The sequence below is a fragment of the Variovorax sp. WDL1 genome (genome assembly GCF_001541225.1).
In the GTDB taxonomy this organism is placed as follows: domain Bacteria; phylum Pseudomonadota; class Gammaproteobacteria; order Burkholderiales; family Burkholderiaceae_C; genus Variovorax.
The window spans coordinates 46,528-62,529 of record NZ_LMTS01000198.1 but is presented as its reverse complement, the minus strand read 5'-3'; the positions used below and the strand labels follow the sequence as shown (position 1 = coordinate 62,529).

Below are 16,002 nucleotides of genomic sequence, written 5' to 3'. Positions count from 1 at the left end.
TCGACGACGTGGACATCGCCGGCGCGCGCGTGCGCCAGGAACGCGACGGCACCTGGCTCGCCCGCGTGGGCGTGCGCGTCAAGGGCGACATCGCCACGGGTGCAGGCCGGCTGCAGCCCTATGCGCGGGTGAATGTGTACCGCGCCTCGGGCGGCAACGATGTCACCCGCTTCATCAACCCGGCGGCCAGCACGGCCATCGCGAGCAGCAGGGGCGGCACCTCGACCGAGCTGGCTGCAGGCTTCACCCTGCGCCTGAGCGAATCGACCAGCCTCTACGGTGAAGTCGGCAAGCTGTGGGACTCGGGCGGAGACACGCACGTCAAATCGCAGCTCGATGCTTCGGCTGGGCTGCGGATGCGGTGGTAAGTGCGCCAAGCGCAGAGCGGAGCGTGGAGTCGGCAGGGCAGCGGGCCCAGCGGCACCGCGCTCGCGTCGCGCCCGCAGCGGCACGACGGCGGGCATCCGTACCGCGCGTCGCCTACAGGATGCGGTTGAACCAGAGCAGAGAGAGCCCGGCCGACAGCAGCGCCAGCACCGCGGCGCCGAGCGCGAACAGCGCCGAGATCTCGGTTTCCTTCTTCTCGACCGTGAGCCGCGAGCTCAGCGTGTTGTAGACCTTGGTGAGGTCGGCCGCGGTGCCTGCGTAGTAGTACTCGGCCTGCGTCTTGTTGGCGATGGCCTTGAGCGTTTCCTCGTCGAGGCGCACGCGCATCGACCAGCCTTCGAAGCCGATGGTCTCGCCGTCCACGGTGCCGATGCCCACCGTGTAGACGCGCACGCCGCGCTCGGCCGCGACCTTGGCCGCGTCGAGCGGATCGACGCCGGTGGTGCGCTGGCCGTCGGTCAGCATGATGACGGCGGCCGAGGTGTAGGAGCCTGGCGCCACCGGCGTGAACTCCTTCGGCGGCGGCTTGCCGGCCTGGTCGAGGGGCACGCCACGCGCGCGGTTGCTGCTGGCCTGGGGCCCGAAGTTCGCGATGTCGATGCCGGCGTCCGGGAACAGCGTGGCCAGCGAGACGACGATGGCGTTGCCGGTGGCGGTTGCGCGCTGCAGCTGGAAGGAGTCGATCGCCTGGACCAGGTCCTCGCGGTTGGTGGTGGGCAGCTGCGCGACGTTGGCGCTGCCCGCGAAGGCGACGATGCCGACCTTCACGTGGCGCGGCAGGTCCTTCAGGAAGGCCTTGGCTGCTTCCTGCGCGGCCACCAGCCGATTGGGCTGGACGTCGGCCGCGCGCATGCTGCCCGACACGTCCATCGCCAGGATGATGGTCTGCTGGTTGGAGGGCAGCACCACCACCGCCATCGGCCGCGCGGCGGCGATCAGCATCGCGATCATCGCGAGCAGGAACAGGAAGGGCGGGATGTGGCGCCGCACACTCTGGCGCACGCCCATCGCCTCGCGCACGATCGACAGGCTCGCATAGCGCAGCGCAAGCTTCTTCTTGCGCCGCAGTAGCCAGACATAAAGCAGCACCAGCAGCGGTACCGCGGCCAGGAGCCAGAGGAATTGGGGCCAGAGGAAGTTCATGCTGCCACCGCCTTGGGCTGGGACGAGCCGGCGCGCACGCGGCGCTTGCGCATGTCGGCAAAGCGCACGATCGCTTCAACCAGATCGTCATTGGTCGAGAGTTCGAGCGTGTCGACGCCGGCCTTGGCCAGCGTCTCGCGCAAGGAGTTTTCGCGCTCGGCGGCAAGGCGGGCGAAGCGCTTGCGGAAACCGGCGTCGTGGGTGTCGACCCAGATCTGCTCGCCGGTCTCGGCGTCGGTCAGCGGCACCAGTCCGAGATCGGGCAGGTCGAGCTCGAGCGGATCGAAGAGCCGCACGGCCACCACCTCGTGGCGCCGCACCAGCTGCGCCAGCGGGCGGTCCCAGCCCGGCTCGCTGAGGAAGTCGGACACCACGAACACCGTCGAGCGGCGGGGCATCAGCACGGCCGCGGACTTGAGCAGCTCGGCCAGGCGGGTCATCCCCTTTTGCCGAGGCTGGTCTTTCTGGCTGGCGCGGCGTTCCATGGAGTGAAGCAGGTGAAGCACGTGGCGCCGGCCGGTGCGCGGCGGTATCACCGCCTCGATGTCGTTGCCGTAGACCAGCGCGCCGACCCTGTTGCCGTGCCGCGTGAGCAGGCGCGCGATCACGCCGACGAAGCCGGCAGAGATCTCGCGCTTGGCCTTGCGGCCGGAGCCGAAGTCCACCGAGCGGCTCAGGTCGAGGATGAACCAGGCGGCCATCTCGCGGTCTTCGGTGAACACGCGGACATGCGGCGTCTGCAGGCGGGCGGTGACGTTCCAGTCGATGTGGCGCACGTCGTCGTGGTGCTGGTACTCGCGCAGGTCGGCCAGGTCCAGGCCGGTGCCGCGCATGAGCGTGCGGTAGTCGCCCTGCAGCAGGCCGTCGAGCCGGCGGATCACGGTCCACTCGAGCCGGCGCAGCGCGCGCTCGGCGCCGCCGGCCGCGGCCTCGGCAGCCGCGAGCTGTTCGTCGTTGGCCGCAGGGCGTCGGCTAGGCCACCAGTTTTTCATGTTCCAACGGCTTGGCCGGCGGTGGCACGGCTCGCATGATGCGGTCGATCAGGCCGTCGGGCGTGAGCCCCTCGGAGAGGCCCTCGTAGGACAGCGTCACGCGATGACGCAGCACATCGGGGACCAGCGCCGTCATGTCCTCGGGCAGCGCGTAGCTGCGGCCGCGCAGCAGCGCCAGTGCCCGCGCGCCCTCGGTCAGGTTGATGCTGGCACGCGGGCTCGCGCCGTAGGTGATGAAGCGGCGCATGTCCTTCAGTCCATGGCGCTCGGGCGTGCGCGTGGCCGACACCAGCTTGACGGCGTACTGGATGAGCGAGGGATCGACATACACCTGCCGCGCCTCGGCCTGCAGCGCCGCGAGTTGCTCGGTGCTTGCCACCGCGATGGCCTCGACAGCGGGGCCGATCACGCGCTCGACGATCACGAACTCTTCCTCGTCCGTCGGGTAGTCGACCAGTACCTTCATCATGAAGCGGTCCACCTGCGCCTCGGGCAGCGGATAGGTGCCCTCGGTCTCGATGGGGTTCTGCGTCGCCATCACCAGGAAAGGGCGCGGCACGCGGTGGGTCTCGCCGGCGATCGTGACCTGGCGCTCCTGCATCACTTCGAGCAGCGCACTCTGAACCTTGGCGGGGGCGCGATTGATCTCATCGGCCAGCAGCAGGTTGGCGAACACGGGGCCGAGCGAGGTGCTGAATTCGCCGGTCTTCTGGTTGTAGATGCGCGTGCCCACCAGGTCGGCCGGCACCAGGTCGGGCGTGAACTGGATGCGCTTGAAGCGGCCGCGCACCGCATCGGCCAGTGTCTTGACGGTGAGGGTCTTGGCAAGGCCCGGCACGCCCTCCACCAGCAGGTGGCCGCCTGCCAGCACCGCGACCATCACGCGTTCCAGGAAGCGGTCCTGGCCGACGACGACGCGCTTGACCTGGTAGAGGATCTGCTCCATCAGCTCGGCCGTGTTGGCGGAAGACGCGGGGGTCGGTTCGGTCTCTGTGCTCATGCGGTGCTTTCTATGTGCGGGCCAGGAGGAAGAGCGCTTCGGAAGCGTTTCAGAAGGGCGGCGAACCGGCGGCAGAGGCAGCGTTCTCGATCGGTACTGCAAATCCGATGCCAATGAAGGTGCGCTGCTGCGTGGGGTTGAGGATGGCGGTGACGATGCCGAGCACCTCGCCGTTCATGTTGACGAGCGGCCCGCCCGAATTGCCGGGGTTGGCGGCGGCGTCGAACTGGATCAGGTTGCCCAGCTCCTGCTTGCCTTCGGGCGAGCGGAAGGAGCGCTTGAGGCCCGAGACCACGCCGGCGGAGACCGAGGGACCGATGCCGAAGGGAAAGCCGACGGCGGCCACCTGGTCGCCCGGCTGCAGGTCGGCGGTCGAGCGCATCACGGCCGGGATCAGGTCGTCGGGCAGCTTCTGCGCCTGCAGCACCGCGAGGTCATTCTCCGGCTGAACGCCGGTGATGACGGCCGGCGCCTCCAGGCCGTCGGCGAAGGTGACCCTGATCTTCTCGGAGCCCGCGACCACATGCAGGTTGGTGAGGATGATGCCCTTGTCGACGATCACCACGCCGGTGCCGACGCCGCGCTCCACCTCGCCGGGCGGCTCGTCCGCCTGCGACTCGGGCGGCTTGCCCTTGGCCAGGTTGCGGCCCTGCTTCTGGGTCTGGGCCTCGGGCGTCTTCTTCTCCGGACCGTAGCCCACCACGCGCACCACGGAGGGGCGGATGATGTCCGCGGCCTTGGCGGCGGGCGAGGGCAGGGCAGCGGTCTGCAGCGTGCGCAGCACGGCGGCGTCGATGTCCTTCTGCGTGTACTGGCGGATGTTCTGGCGCGGCCACAGCGCGACGCTGGTGGCGGCCGAGCCGACCGCGATCGCGAGCAGCAGCGCGAAGCTGCGGCGTCCGGGCTGCCAGCGCGGCCTGGCGGCAGGCGCTGTGGCAGGAGCCGCTGCGTCGCCGGGGGACCCGTCGGGCTGCTGCGGTGTCCCGGCATCGGCCGCGTCATCGAGCGGCGTGCGGGGCGAGCGACTGTAGAAAGCTGGCCTGCGCATCGGGACACCTCCGGCTAAAAAAGTCCACGCGTGAGCAGGCACGGTAGCACGCTTTCCGCGCCTGTGCATGGGTTCGGGCATCATCGGCCGATGGCCGTCTTCGTCGATACCCATTGCCACCTGGATGCGCCGGAGTTCGGCGACGAGATACCCCTTGTCCGGGCGCGCGCGGCGCAGCGCAATGTGGCCCTCTGCGTGATTCCCGCGGTGGCGATCGCCAATTTTGCAAGGGTGCGCGAGCTCGCGCATGCGCAGGACGACGCCTACGCGCTCGGCATCCATCCCATGTGCACGGGGGAGGCAAGTGACGAGCACCTGGCGCAGCTCGATGCCGAACTTGCGGCCCGGCGTGACGACCCACGGCTGGTCGCAGTGGGCGAGATCGGGCTCGACTTCTTCGTGCCCGGGCTCGACGCCGACAAGCAGGCACACTTCTTTCACACTCAGTTGCAGCTCGCACGCAAGTACGAGCTGCCGGTGATCATCCACGTGCGCCGTTCGGTGGACCAGGTGCTCAAGCATCTGCGGCAGGTCGCGCCCGATGGGCGCTGGCTGGGCATCGCCCATGCCTTCAACGGCAGCGCCCAGCAGGCGCAGGCCTGCATCAAGCTCGGCCTCAAGCTCGGCTTCGGCGGCGCGCTGACCTTCGAGCGCGCGCTGCAGCTGCGCCGCCTCGCGACGGAGCTGCCGCTCGAGGCGATCGTGCTCGAGACCGATTCGCCCGACATCCAGCCCCAATGGCTCTATCGCACGCAGGCGCAGCGCGCGGCGGGCGAGCCCCAGGCCCGCAACGAGCCGGGCGAGCTGCCGCGCATCGCCGGCGTGCTGGCGGGGCTGCGCGGCATTGCACCCGAAGTGCTGGCCGAAGCGAGTACGCGCAACGCTGTCTCGGCCCTGCCGCGTCTGTCGGCTCTGATGGGCGCGTCAGCGGAACGCCGGCGAAGCGCGTAGGCCGATGGCGCATCCTGCGCGAACGAGGTTGCGGGCGCGCTTTTGATGTCATCCTTGCTGTTCGAGTGGCCGTTGCAAGACGGTGGCAAGTTCGTCACTCCAACATCCAGAAGGAGCTTTCCCCATGAAGACATCATTGATTCGCCGGGTGCCCGCAGCGCTTGCACTGGCACTGGCCTCCATCGGCCTGTCAGCCGCCGCGCAGACGCAGACCCCGCCGAGCGCACAGCCGAGCACGGTCGAGAAGGTGGAGAACGCCGGCGAGAAGACCTGGGATGCCACGAAGAGCGGCACCAGGAAGGCCGTGAACGCGACCGAGAGCGGCGCCAAGAAGGCCTGGACAGGCACCAAGAAGACGACCAACAAAGCCTGGAACGCCACCAAGAGCGGCACCGCGAAGGCTGCGGATGCAACGGGGAATGTCGCCGGCAAGGCCGGCTCGGCCGTGAGCAACACCGCGACGGCGGCCGCCGACAAGACGCGCCGGGTGGGCGACAAGATCGGTGAGAAGATCCCGGGCACGCCTCAGAACGAAGCCGCGAAGAAGCCCTGATCCGGTTTGCGGTGCCAACGGAAAACCCGCCAGCGGCGGGTTTTTTTTGCTTCTATGCTCACGCGCGTGATGAACAGACCCGACGGGCATCCTTACCCCACGCAAACCCTGCTCACCGGCCTGGCGCCCGTCGTGTCGGAAGCCACGGTGCTGTTGATTCTCGGCAGCTTTCCAGGCGCCAGGTCGATCGAGCAGCAGCAGTACTATGCGCACCCGCAAAACCAATTCTGGAGAATCTTGCAAGCCATCTGGCCCCATCGCCCGCTGCCCACGGGTGCCGACACCTATCAGGAGCGTCGCCAATGGCTGCTCGCGCGCGGGCTCGGCGTGTGGGACGTGTACGGGCGCTGCAGGCGCGAGGGCAGCCTCGATGCGGCGATCCGCGACGCGGTGCCCAACGACATCGCCAGCCTGCGGCTGCCGGCCCTGGCTGCCATCGCGCACAACGGCGGCGAGAGCTTCAGGCATGCGCGGCACGCGCGCACGCTGGGCGTGCCGGTCCATCGCCTGCCCTCGTCCAGCCCGGCGCATGCATCCTGGAACCTCGAACGCAAGGCGGCGGCATGGCGCGGGGTGATCGCGCAGTACCTGCCCGTCCCATGAAGCGCGCCTTGCCCGAGGTCAACTTCTCCGACTTCGGGGAGGTGCGCTACCTGCACCTGGGTACCGAATGGGTCCAGGGCTCGATGAAGCTGGACGCTCCGTTCGAGATCGAGCTCGAGTACGTGCAGCGCATGATGGCCTGGCTGCTCTTCGTCGACCCGGCCGAGGTGGCGAAACGCCACGCCATGCAGCTGGGCCTGGGCGCGGCCAGCCTCACCAAGTTCTGCCGCAAGACGCTGCGCATGCGCACCACCGCGATCGAGCTCAATCCGCAGGTGGTGGCGGCCTGCCGCGGCTGGTTCAAGCTGCCGGCCGACGACGCCAAGCTGCGCGTGGTGGTGGCCGACGCGCAGACCGAGATCCGCAAGCCCGAGTGGCAGGGCACGGTCGATGCGCTGCAGGTCGACCTCTACGACCACGAGGCCGCGGCGCCCGTGCTCGACAGCGAGGACTTCTATGCCGACTGCCGCCGGCTGCTGACCGAGGACGGCTGCATGACAGTCAACCTCTTCGGCCGTTCCTCGAGCTACGAGCGCAGCGTCGAGAAGATTGCTGCCGCCTTCGGCCAGGAGGCGCTGTGGGCCTTCCGGCCGACGCGCGAAGGCAACACCATCGTGCTGGCCCAGCGCAGCCCGAGCCGGCCCAAGCGCCCCGCGCTTGCCGAGCGTGCCCAAAGCATCCAGACTCGCTGGCACCTGCCCGCTCCCAAGTGGCTGCGGGTGTTCAAACCGATCGACCGATGAGCGCCGTGACCTCTCCAGCTTCCGCTTCGCCTGCCCGTCATGAAGGGCCGCTCAACCTGCGGCACCTGATCGAGTGGCTCGCGAAGGACGGCGTTATCTCGCCCGAGGAGGCCCGGCGCACGATGGCGCGCTGCGCCCAGGCGGAGAGCCGCCAGCCGCCGCTGGTGCGGCTGGCCAATGTCGCAATGACGCGGCAGGGCGATGGCAAGCCGCTCGACCTGGAGATGCTGAGCGAATGGCTGGCCGGCCGCGCCGGGCTGGCGTACCTGCGCATCGACCCGTTGCGCGTCGATGTCGGCAAGGTGGCCGACACCATGAGCGCCGCCTACGCCGAGCGCCACAAGGTGCTGCCGGTGCAGGTCACGCCGGCCGAGGTGGTGGTGGCGACGGCCGAGCCCTTCCTCACCGACTGGATCGCCGAGGTGGAGCGGCAGGCGCGCCGTCCGGTGCGGCGCGTGGTCGCGAACCCGACCGACATCCAGCGCTACACGGCCGAGTTCTTCTCGCTGGCCAAGTCGGTGCGCGCGGCGCAGAAGGCCGGCGGCAACACGGGCGGCGCGAGCTTCGAGCAACTGGTCGAGCTGGGCAAGAGCAACAAGCAGCTCGACGCCAACGACCAGAGCGTGGTGCAGGTGGTCGACTGGCTTTGGCAGTACGCCTTCGACCAGCGCGCCAGCGACATCCACCTGGAGCCGCGGCGCGACCAGGGCGTGATCCGCTTTCGCATCGACGGCGTGCTGCACCCCGCCTACCAGATGCCGATGGGCGTGATGAACGCGATGGTGTCGCGCATCAAGCTGCTGGGCCGCATGGATGTGGTGGAAAAGAGGCGCCCCCTGGACGGCCGCATCAAGACCCGCAACATGCGCGGCGACGAGGTCGAGATGCGGCTTTCGACCTTGCCCACCGCCTTCGGCGAAAAGATGGTGATGCGCATCTTCGACCCCGACACCGCGGTCAAGGACCTCGATGCGCTGGGCTTCGCGCAGCATGACGCACAGCGCTGGGAGCAGCTGGTGACGCGGCCGCACGGCATCATCCTGGTGACGGGGCCGACCGGCTCCGGCAAGACCACCACCCTGTACTCGACGCTCAAGCGGGTGGCGACGGAGGAGGTCAACGTCAGCACCATCGAGGACCCGATCGAGATGATCGAGCCCTCCTTCAACCAGACGCAGGTGCAGCCGCAACTGGACTTCGGCTTCACCGAGGGCTTGCGCGCGCTGATGCGGCAGGACCCGGACATCATCATGGTGGGCGAGGTCCGCGACCTCGCCACCGCAGAGATGGCAGTGCAGGCCGCGCTCACCGGCCACCTGGTCTTCAGCACGCTGCATACCAACGATGCGCCCAGCGCGATCACGCGGCTGATGGAGCTGGGCGTGCCCAACTACCTGATCAACGCCACCATGCTCGGCGTGCTGGCGCAGCGCCTGGTGCGCACGCTGTGCCCGCACTGCAAGGCGCCCGACGAGAGCGTCACGCGCGAGCAGCTCGGCGCCTTCGTCAAGCCCTGGCAGATCACCGGCTCGGTGCGTGCCTACAAGCCGGTGGGCTGCGTCGATTGCCGCATGACGGGATACCGTGGCCGCATGGGCCTGTACGAGCTGCTCACCGTCAGCGAGCCCTTCAAGACGCTGGTCGACAAGGAACCCAACGTGGTGGCGCTGCGGCGCCAGGCCGTGGTCGACGGCATGCGGCCGCTGCGCCTGGCCGGTGCCCTGCGCGTGGCCGAAGGGCTGACCACGGTGGATGAAGTGCTGAGCGCCACTCCGCCGCTCGAGTAGCGCGACCTGCACGGCCGTCCCTCCGGAGTAACCCTAGCCTCGCGCTAGGTGGTATCCACATCGATCCTGACGGGGAGCTGACCCCACAATCCGCTGTTCGAAATTTTTCGAGGGGACAGTTCGTGAAAATCAAAAGTCAGAAGGACTTTTTCGCGGGTCTGATGTTCACCATCGTCGGCATTGCCTTCGCATGGGGAGCGACGACCTACAACGTGGGCACCGGCGCCCGCATGGGGCCGGGCTACTTTCCGTTGATGCTGGGCATCCTGCTCGGCATCCTCGGGATCATCGTGATCTTCACGGCGCTGACCATCGAGACGGTGGACGGCGAACCGGTGGGCAAGATCGCCTGGCGTCCGCTGGCCTTCATCATCGGCTCCAACCTGATCTTCGGCATTCTGCTCGGCGGCCTGCCCAGCATCGGGCTTCCGGCCATGGGGCTGATCGCCGCCATCTACGCGCTGGTGCTGGTCGCGGGTCTCGCGGGCGAGCACTACAGCCTCAAAGCAAGCCTGGTCCTCGCCACCATCCTGGCGGTGGGCAGCTATGTCGCCTTCGTGGTTCTGCTCAAGCTGCAGTTCCAGGTCTGGCCTACCTTCATCACCGGCTGAGAGCGACTGCCATGGATCTCATCAACAACCTGACCATCGGCTTCACGGCGGCCTTCACGCTGCAGAACCTGATCTACGCCTTCGTCGGCTGCCTGCTGGGCACGCTCATCGGCGTGCTGCCGGGCATCGGCCCGGTCGCCACCATCGCAATGCTGCTGCCGGCCACCTACGCGCTGCCGCCGGTGGCCGCACTGATCATGCTGGCCGGCATCTACTACGGATCGCAGTACGGCGGCTCCACCACCGCCATCCTGGTCAACCTGCCGGGCGAATCGTCGTCGGTGGTGACGGTGATCGACGGCCACCAGATGGCCAAGCAGGGGAGGGCCGGTCCAGCGCTCGCGGCGGCAGGCCTGGGCTCCTTCTTCGCCGGCTGCGTGGGCACGCTGATCCTGGCCGCCTTCGCGCCGCCGCTGACCGAGCTGGCCTTCAAGTTCGGCCCGGCCGAGTATTTCTCGCTGATGGTGCTGGGCCTGATCGGTGCCGTCGTGCTGGCTTCGGGCTCGTTGCTCAAGGCGATCTGCATGATCGTGCTGGGCCTGCTGATCGGCCTGATCGGCACCGACGTGAACTCGGGCGTCGCGCGCTACAGCTTCGACATCCCGGAGCTGACCGATGGCATCGGCTTCATCGTGATCGCCATGGGTGTGTTCGGCTACGGCGAAATCATCTCGAACCTGTCGCGCCCCGAGGAAGATCGAAAGATCTACACCGCCGAGGTGCATGGACTCTGGCCGACCAAGGAAGACTTCAAGAACGGCTTCCCCGCGGTGCTGCGAGGCACGGCGCTCGGCTCCTCGCTCGGCATCCTGCCCGGCGGCGGTGCGCTGCTGTCGGCCTTCGCGGCGTACACCATGGAGAAGAAGCTGAAGCTGAAGCCCGGCGAAGTGCCGTTCGGCAAGGGCAACATCCGCGGCGTCGCCGGCCCGGAGGCGGCCAACAACGCCGGCGCGCAGACCTCCTTCATCCCGCTGCTGACGCTGGGCATCCCGCCCAATCCGGTGATGGCGCTGATGGTCGGTGCGATGACCATCCACAACATCCAGCCCGGCCCGCAGGTGATGACCAGCAACCCGGAGCTCTTCTGGGGCCTGATCGCCTCGATGTGGATCGGCAACCTGATGCTGATCATCCTGAACCTGCCGCTGATCGGCATCTGGATCAAGCTGCTGTCCATTCCCTACCGCTGGCTGTTCCCGGCCATCGTGCTGTTCTGCGCGATCGGCGTCTACTCGACGAACAACAACACCTTCGACGTGTGGATGGTCGCGATCTTCGGGGTGGTGGGCTACTCGTTCATCAAGCTGGGCTGCGAGCCGGCGCCGTTGCTGCTGGGGCTGATCCTCGGGCCGATGATGGAGGAAAACCTGCGGCGTGCGCTGCTGCTGTCCCGTGGCGCGTGGAGCGTGTTCGTCACGCGGCCGATCTCGGCCGGGCTGCTGGCTGCCGCTGCGCTGATGGTGGTGATCGTGCTGCTGCCCGCAGTCAAGTCGAAGCGCGAGGAAGCCTTCGTCGAGGCGGACTGAGCCTCCCGGCTTTGCCAAGCGGCGCCCTCGGGCGCCGTTTTTGCTTTGGGCGCTACCGACGCCGAAGCCTCAGAATCTGACCTCATGAAACTGAAAAGATCCTCTTTTCTTCGTGCCGGCGCCCTGGCGCTGTGCGCGACCGCCTGGCCCGCCGCCTTCGCGCAGCAGGCTTACCCCAGCAAGCCGATCCGCCTGGTCGTGCCTTTCCCCGCCGGCGGCGCCACCGATCTCTTCGCGCGCACCCTGTCTCAGAAGATGGGCGAGAAGCTGGGCGCCACGCTGGTCATCGACAACAAGCCGGGCGCCGGCGGCGCGATCGGCTCCGACCTGGTGGCCAAGGCGCCGGCCGACGGCTATACGCTGCTGCTGGCCACCACCAGCACGCATTCGATCGGGCCCGCGATCAACCCGAAGCTGCCGTACGACACGGTGCGCGATTTCGCGCCCATCGCGCATGTGGGCGACGCGCCCAGCATCATGCTGGTGCCCAACAGCTCGCCGGCGAAGACGGTGCGTGAATGGATCGAGTACGCGAAGAAGAACCCGGGCAAGCTCAACTACGCCTCCAGCGGCAACGGCACCATCGTGCAGCTCACGGCGGAACTGTTCAAGTCGCAGGCCGGTGTGTTCGTCACCCACATTCCGTACAAGGGCACGGCGCTCGCGATCCCCGACCTGATCAGCGGCAAGGTGGACGTGCTCTTCGACGCGCTGCCCACCGGCATGCCGCATGTGCGCGACGGCCGCCTGCGCGCGCTAGGCGTGACCTCGCTGCAGCGCAGCCCGCTGGCGCCCGAACTGCCGGCCATCGCCGACGTGCTGCCGGGCTTCGAGTCGAACACCTGGTTCGGCCTCTACGGGCCGAAGGGCTGCCAGCCGATCTCGTGGCGCGCGTCAATGCCGCGGCCAACGAGGCGGTGAGCGACCCGGAAGTGCGCGACAAGCTTTCCAGGCTGGGCATCACGCCAGCCACCGGAACGCCTGCTCACTTCACTGCGATGGTGGCGCAGGACGCCGCCAAGTGGAAGAAGATCATCACCGAACGCAAGATCATCAGCGACTGAAGCCATGAAGTTCGACTACACCAACCCCTATACCTCCACCCGCATCCCCGTCTTCGCGCGCAACGTCGTCTCGACCTCGCATCCGCTGGCCGCCCAGGCCGGCCTGCGCATCCTGCAGCAGGGCGGCAACGCGGTCGATGCGGCGGTCGCGACCGCGGCCGTGATGACGCTGGTCGAGCCCGTGAGCAACGGCCTGGGCAGCGATGCCTTCTGCATCCTCTGGGACGGCGAGAAGCTGCACGGGCTCAATGCCTCCGGCTGCTCGCCGGCCGCCTGGACGCCGGAGTACTTCCAGCGCAAGTACGGCAAGGACGCCAGGACGCCGCCGCAGCGCGGCATCGATTCGGTCACGGTGCCCGGTGCCGTGGGCAGCTGGGTCGCACTCTCCGAGCACTTCGGCAAACTGCCTTTCGAAGACCTGATGGCGCCGGCCATCGAGATCGCCGAGCGCGGCTACCTGGTGCCGCCGGTGGTGCAGCAGAAGTGGGCCGCCGCCACGCCGATCCTGCAGTCGCAGCCCGGCTTCGGCGAGGCCTTCCTGCCTTGGGGCCGCGCGCCCGTTGTCGGCGAGCTGTTCCGCTTTCCGGCCGCGGCCCGAGCGCTGAAGGCCATCGCCGCCACCAAGGGCGATGCCTTCTACAGCGGCGAGATCGCCGAGGCGCTGGAGAAGTTCTCGAGCGCCAACGGCGGAAGCCTCAAGGTGCGCGACCTCGCGAACTGGAAGCCCGAGTGGGTGGCGCCGATCGCGCAGGACTACCGCGGCTATACCGTGCACGAGATGCCGCCAAACGGCCAGGGCATCGCGGCGCTGATCGCGCTGGGCATCCTGCAGAACTTCGACATGGCCTCGATGCCGGTCGACTCGGTGGCTTCGCAGCATCTGCAGATCGAGGCGATGAAGCTGGCTTTCGCCGACACCTACCGCTATGTGTCGGACCCCTCGTCGATGGAGGCGTCCCCGCTGCAAATGCTCGATGGCGCGTACCTCGCCTCCCGTGCCAGACTCATCGACGTGAACAAGGCGCAGGACTTCAAGGCCGGCAACCCGATCAAGGGCGGCACGATCTACCTCACCGCAGCCGACGAGAGCGGCATGATGGTGAGCTTCATCCAGAGCAACTTCATGGGCTTCGGCTCCGGCTGCGTGGAGCCGTCCTTCGGCATCAGCCTGCAGAACCGTGGCCACGGTTTCAGCCTGGATGCCAAGAGCCCCAATGTGGTGGAGCCGCGCAAGCGCCCCTTCCACACCATCATTCCCGCCTTCCTCACGAAGGACGGGCAGCCGGTGATGAGCTTCGGCGTGATGGGCGGGAACATGCAGCCGCAGGGCCACATGCAGACCTTGGTGCGCATGCTGGACCATGGCCAGAACCCGCAGGCCGCGTGCGACGCGCCGCGCTGGCGCTTCAACCATGGGCTGGAGATCAACGCCGAAGCGGCGATGAAGCCGGAACTCGTGCAGGGCCTCGGCGCGCTCGGACACAAGGTCGAGGTGATCAATGACTCCTACCAGGACTTCGGCGCCGGCCAGTTCATCTGGCGCGCGGGCGAGCCGGCAGTGGAGGGCTACGTGGCGGCGAGCGATGCACGCCGCGACGGCCTTGCCGCCGGATTCTGATCGCCAATGTCCTCCGTCCAGGCCGCCACCGGACCCAGCGCGCACAGGCACCTCGGTCCCGGTCTCGCGCTCGCCTCGGTAGGGGCCATCGCCTTCAGCGGCAAGGCCATCATCGTCAAGCTGGCCTATCGCTACGGGGTGGACGCGATCACGCTGATCATGCTTCGCATGCTGTTCGCGCTGCCGCTCTTCGCGCTCATGGCCTGGTGGGCCGGGCGCGGCAAGCCGGCGCTGACGCGGCGCGACTGGATGGGCGTGATCGGGTTGGGCTTCTCCGGCTACTACCTGGCCAGCTTCCTGGACTTCGCAGGCCTGGCCTACATCACGGCCAGCCTGGAGCGGCTCATCCTCTATCTCAACCCGACGCTGGTGCTGCTGTTCGGCTGGATCGCGTACCGCCGCCGCATCACGCGCTGGCAGATGGCCGGCATGGCGATCAGCTACGTCGGTGTGCTGCTGGTCTTCGGCCACGAGATGAGCCTGGGCCAGTCCAGCGCGGCTGCCTGGGGCACGCTGCTGGTGTTCCTGAGCGCGGTGAGCTATGCGATCTACCTGGTCGCCAGCGGCGAGTTCGTCAAGCGCCTTGGCTCGCTCCGGCTGGTCGGGCTGGCGACGGGCGTGGCCTGCGTGCTGTGCATCCTGCAGTTCGCGGTGCTGCGCCCGCTGGACACGGTCCTGCAGCTGGCGCCCGAGGTGATCTGGCTGTCGGTGCTCAACGCCATCGTTTGCACCGCGCTGCCGGTGCTGGCGGTGATGATGGCCATCGAGCGCATCGGCCCCGCGATGGCCGCGCAAACGGGCATGATCGGGCCGATGTCGACCGTCGTGATGGGCGCGCTGATCCTCGGCGAGCCCTTCACCGCGTGGATCGCGGCCGGCACCGCGCTGGTGATCGCGGGCATTTTTGTTTTCACGAGAACAGCTCGATGACACTCTCCCCCAGGTTGGCCCACTTCGTGTGGCCGCCCACCCCCTCACCGGGGGGCAACACCAGCGGCCCGGCAAAGCCGGTTCCGCGGTGTTCCCCAAATCGGCCGCGACGGTCTCCTCTGTCGCGACCTACACGAAGCGTCAAGGAGCAACTGATATGGATCTGGGAATTGCGGGCCGCACGGCCCTGGTGTGCGGCGCCAGCAAGGGGCTGGGCTACGGCTGCGCCGAGGCGCTGGTTCGCGAGGGCGTCAACGTGGTGATCGTGGCGCGCGGCGCCGAGGCGCTGGCCGAGGCGGCGAAGAAGCTCGAGACGGCCGCCCGTGCGGGCGGCCCGTGGGTCAGGCCGGTGGCCGCCGACATCACGACGCCCGAGGGCCGCGCGGCCGCCTTCGCCGCGCACAAGGACTTCGACATCGTCGTCACCAATGCCGGCGGCCCGCCGCCGGGCGACTTCCGCGACTGGGACCGCGAGGCCTGGATCAAGGCGGTGGAGGCCAACATGCTCACGCCGATCGAGCTGATCAAGGCCACGGTCGATGGCATGGCGGGGCGCGGCTTCGGGCGCATCGTCAACATCACGTCCAGCTCGGTGAAGGCGCCGATCGACATCCTCGGCCTGTCCAACGGCGCGCGCAGCGGGCTCACCGGCTTCGTGGCCGGCGTGGCGCGCAGCGCGATCGCGGCGCGCGGGGTGACGCTCAACAACCTGCTGCCGGGCGCCTTCGAGACCGACCGCCTCAGGGGCACCATGGAGGGCGCCGCCAAGAAGTCGGGGCAGGACTTCGATGCGGTGTGGGAGAGCCGCAAGAAGACCATCCCCGCGAAGCGCTTCGGCACGCCGGAGGAGTTCGGCGCGATCTGCGCCTTCCTGTGCAGCGTGCAGGCGGGCTATCTGAATGGGCAGAACATCCTGGCGGATGGCGGGGCCTACCCGGGTACCTACTGAAACCTCTTTTCGCGATCCATTGTTGATCGCTCCGTTGCTGCTGGGATCAAGGTTGCGCGTTGCAAAGCTGCCTGCGGGTGTGCGGGTATCCAAAGAC

15 protein-coding genes and 1 pseudogene are annotated in these 16,002 nt (G+C 68.2%); 12 read left to right on the top strand and 4 right to left on the bottom strand.

Annotated elements, in window-relative coordinates; all coding sequences use genetic code 11:
- The coding region (locus APY03_RS26220) for an autotransporter domain-containing protein (protein WP_157103463.1) at positions 1-368 on the top strand (368 nt) is incomplete at its 5' end.
- 112 nt (positions 369-480) lie between these two features.
- Here the strand turns inward: APY03_RS26220 and APY03_RS26215 are convergent.
- Genes APY03_RS26215 through APY03_RS26200 form a run of 4 tightly spaced genes read right to left on the bottom strand, consistent with a single transcriptional unit; the run spans position 481 to position 4,570 of the window.
- Positions 481-1,530: a VWA domain-containing protein gene (locus APY03_RS26215; RefSeq protein ID WP_068681501.1), complete on the bottom strand. Its 1,050-nt coding sequence runs from the start codon at positions 1,528-1,530 to the stop codon at positions 481-483.
- Entirely contained in the window at positions 1,527-2,522 is a 996-nt protein-coding gene (locus APY03_RS26210) for a DUF58 domain-containing protein (protein WP_068681499.1), read from the bottom strand. Before APY03_RS26210 ends, APY03_RS26215 begins: the two co-directional genes overlap by 4 nt.
- Positions 2,503-3,522, bottom strand: a complete 1,020-nt coding sequence (locus APY03_RS26205; RefSeq protein ID WP_068681497.1) for an AAA family ATPase — start codon at positions 3,520-3,522, stop codon at positions 2,503-2,505. Before APY03_RS26205 ends, APY03_RS26210 begins: the two co-directional genes overlap by 20 nt.
- A gap of 49 nt (positions 3,523-3,571) precedes the next feature.
- Positions 3,572-4,570, bottom strand: a complete 999-nt coding sequence (locus APY03_RS26200; protein WP_068681495.1) for a S1C family serine protease — start codon at positions 4,568-4,570, stop codon at positions 3,572-3,574.
- Between the two features lie 90 nt (positions 4,571-4,660).
- On the opposite strand from APY03_RS26200, the gene APY03_RS26195 reads away from it, so the two are divergent.
- From APY03_RS26195 to APY03_RS26145, 11 genes and pseudogenes are all read left to right on the top strand, one after another.
- Positions 4,661-5,521, top strand: coding sequence for a TatD family hydrolase (locus APY03_RS26195; protein WP_068681493.1), 861 nt, complete (start codon positions 4,661-4,663; stop codon positions 5,519-5,521).
- A 124-nt stretch (positions 5,522-5,645) separates the two neighbouring features.
- Positions 5,646-6,074 (top strand): hypothetical protein, encoded by a 429-nt coding sequence (locus APY03_RS26190; protein WP_068681491.1) that lies wholly within the window; start codon positions 5,646-5,648, stop codon positions 6,072-6,074.
- A gap of 69 nt (positions 6,075-6,143) precedes the next feature.
- On the top strand, positions 6,144-6,677 hold the full coding sequence (locus APY03_RS26185; RefSeq protein ID WP_068681508.1) for a DNA-deoxyinosine glycosylase: 534 nt from the start codon (positions 6,144-6,146) through the stop codon (positions 6,675-6,677).
- Positions 6,674-7,420 carry a spermidine synthase gene (locus APY03_RS26180; protein ID WP_068681489.1) on the top strand — a complete coding sequence of 249 codons (747 nt, stop codon included), beginning with the start codon at positions 6,674-6,676 and terminating at the stop codon, positions 7,418-7,420. The genes APY03_RS26185 and APY03_RS26180 overlap by 4 nt, the downstream gene beginning before the upstream one ends.
- Positions 7,417-9,207 (top strand): GspE/PulE family protein, encoded by a 1,791-nt coding sequence (locus tag APY03_RS26175; RefSeq protein WP_068681487.1) that lies wholly within the window; start codon positions 7,417-7,419, stop codon positions 9,205-9,207. Before APY03_RS26180 ends, APY03_RS26175 begins: the two co-directional genes overlap by 4 nt.
- 122 nt (positions 9,208-9,329) lie before the next feature.
- Entirely contained in the window at positions 9,330-9,818 is a 489-nt protein-coding gene (locus APY03_RS26170; protein ID WP_068681485.1) for a tripartite tricarboxylate transporter TctB family protein, read from the top strand.
- An 11-nt stretch (positions 9,819-9,829) separates the two neighbouring features.
- Complete coding sequence (locus APY03_RS26165) at positions 9,830-11,344, top strand: tripartite tricarboxylate transporter permease (protein ID WP_068681482.1); 1,515 nt, start codon at positions 9,830-9,832, stop codon at positions 11,342-11,344.
- Between the two features lie 90 nt (positions 11,345-11,434).
- A pseudogene (locus APY03_RS26160) lies at positions 11,435-12,408 on the top strand (Bug family tripartite tricarboxylate transporter substrate binding protein).
- Positions 12,409-12,412: 4 nt separating this feature from the next.
- Positions 12,413-14,026, top strand: coding sequence for a gamma-glutamyltransferase family protein (locus APY03_RS26155; protein WP_068681480.1), 1,614 nt, complete (start codon positions 12,413-12,415; stop codon positions 14,024-14,026).
- A 6-nt stretch (positions 14,027-14,032) separates the two neighbouring features.
- Positions 14,033-14,956 (top strand): DMT family transporter, encoded by a 924-nt coding sequence (locus APY03_RS26150; protein ID WP_068681479.1) that lies wholly within the window; start codon positions 14,033-14,035, stop codon positions 14,954-14,956.
- A 157-nt stretch (positions 14,957-15,113) separates the two neighbouring features.
- A complete protein-coding gene (locus APY03_RS26145) occupies positions 15,114-15,905 on the top strand; it encodes an SDR family oxidoreductase (RefSeq protein WP_068681476.1) in 792 nt (263 codons plus the stop codon).
- Positions 15,906-16,002 lie beyond the last annotated feature (97 nt).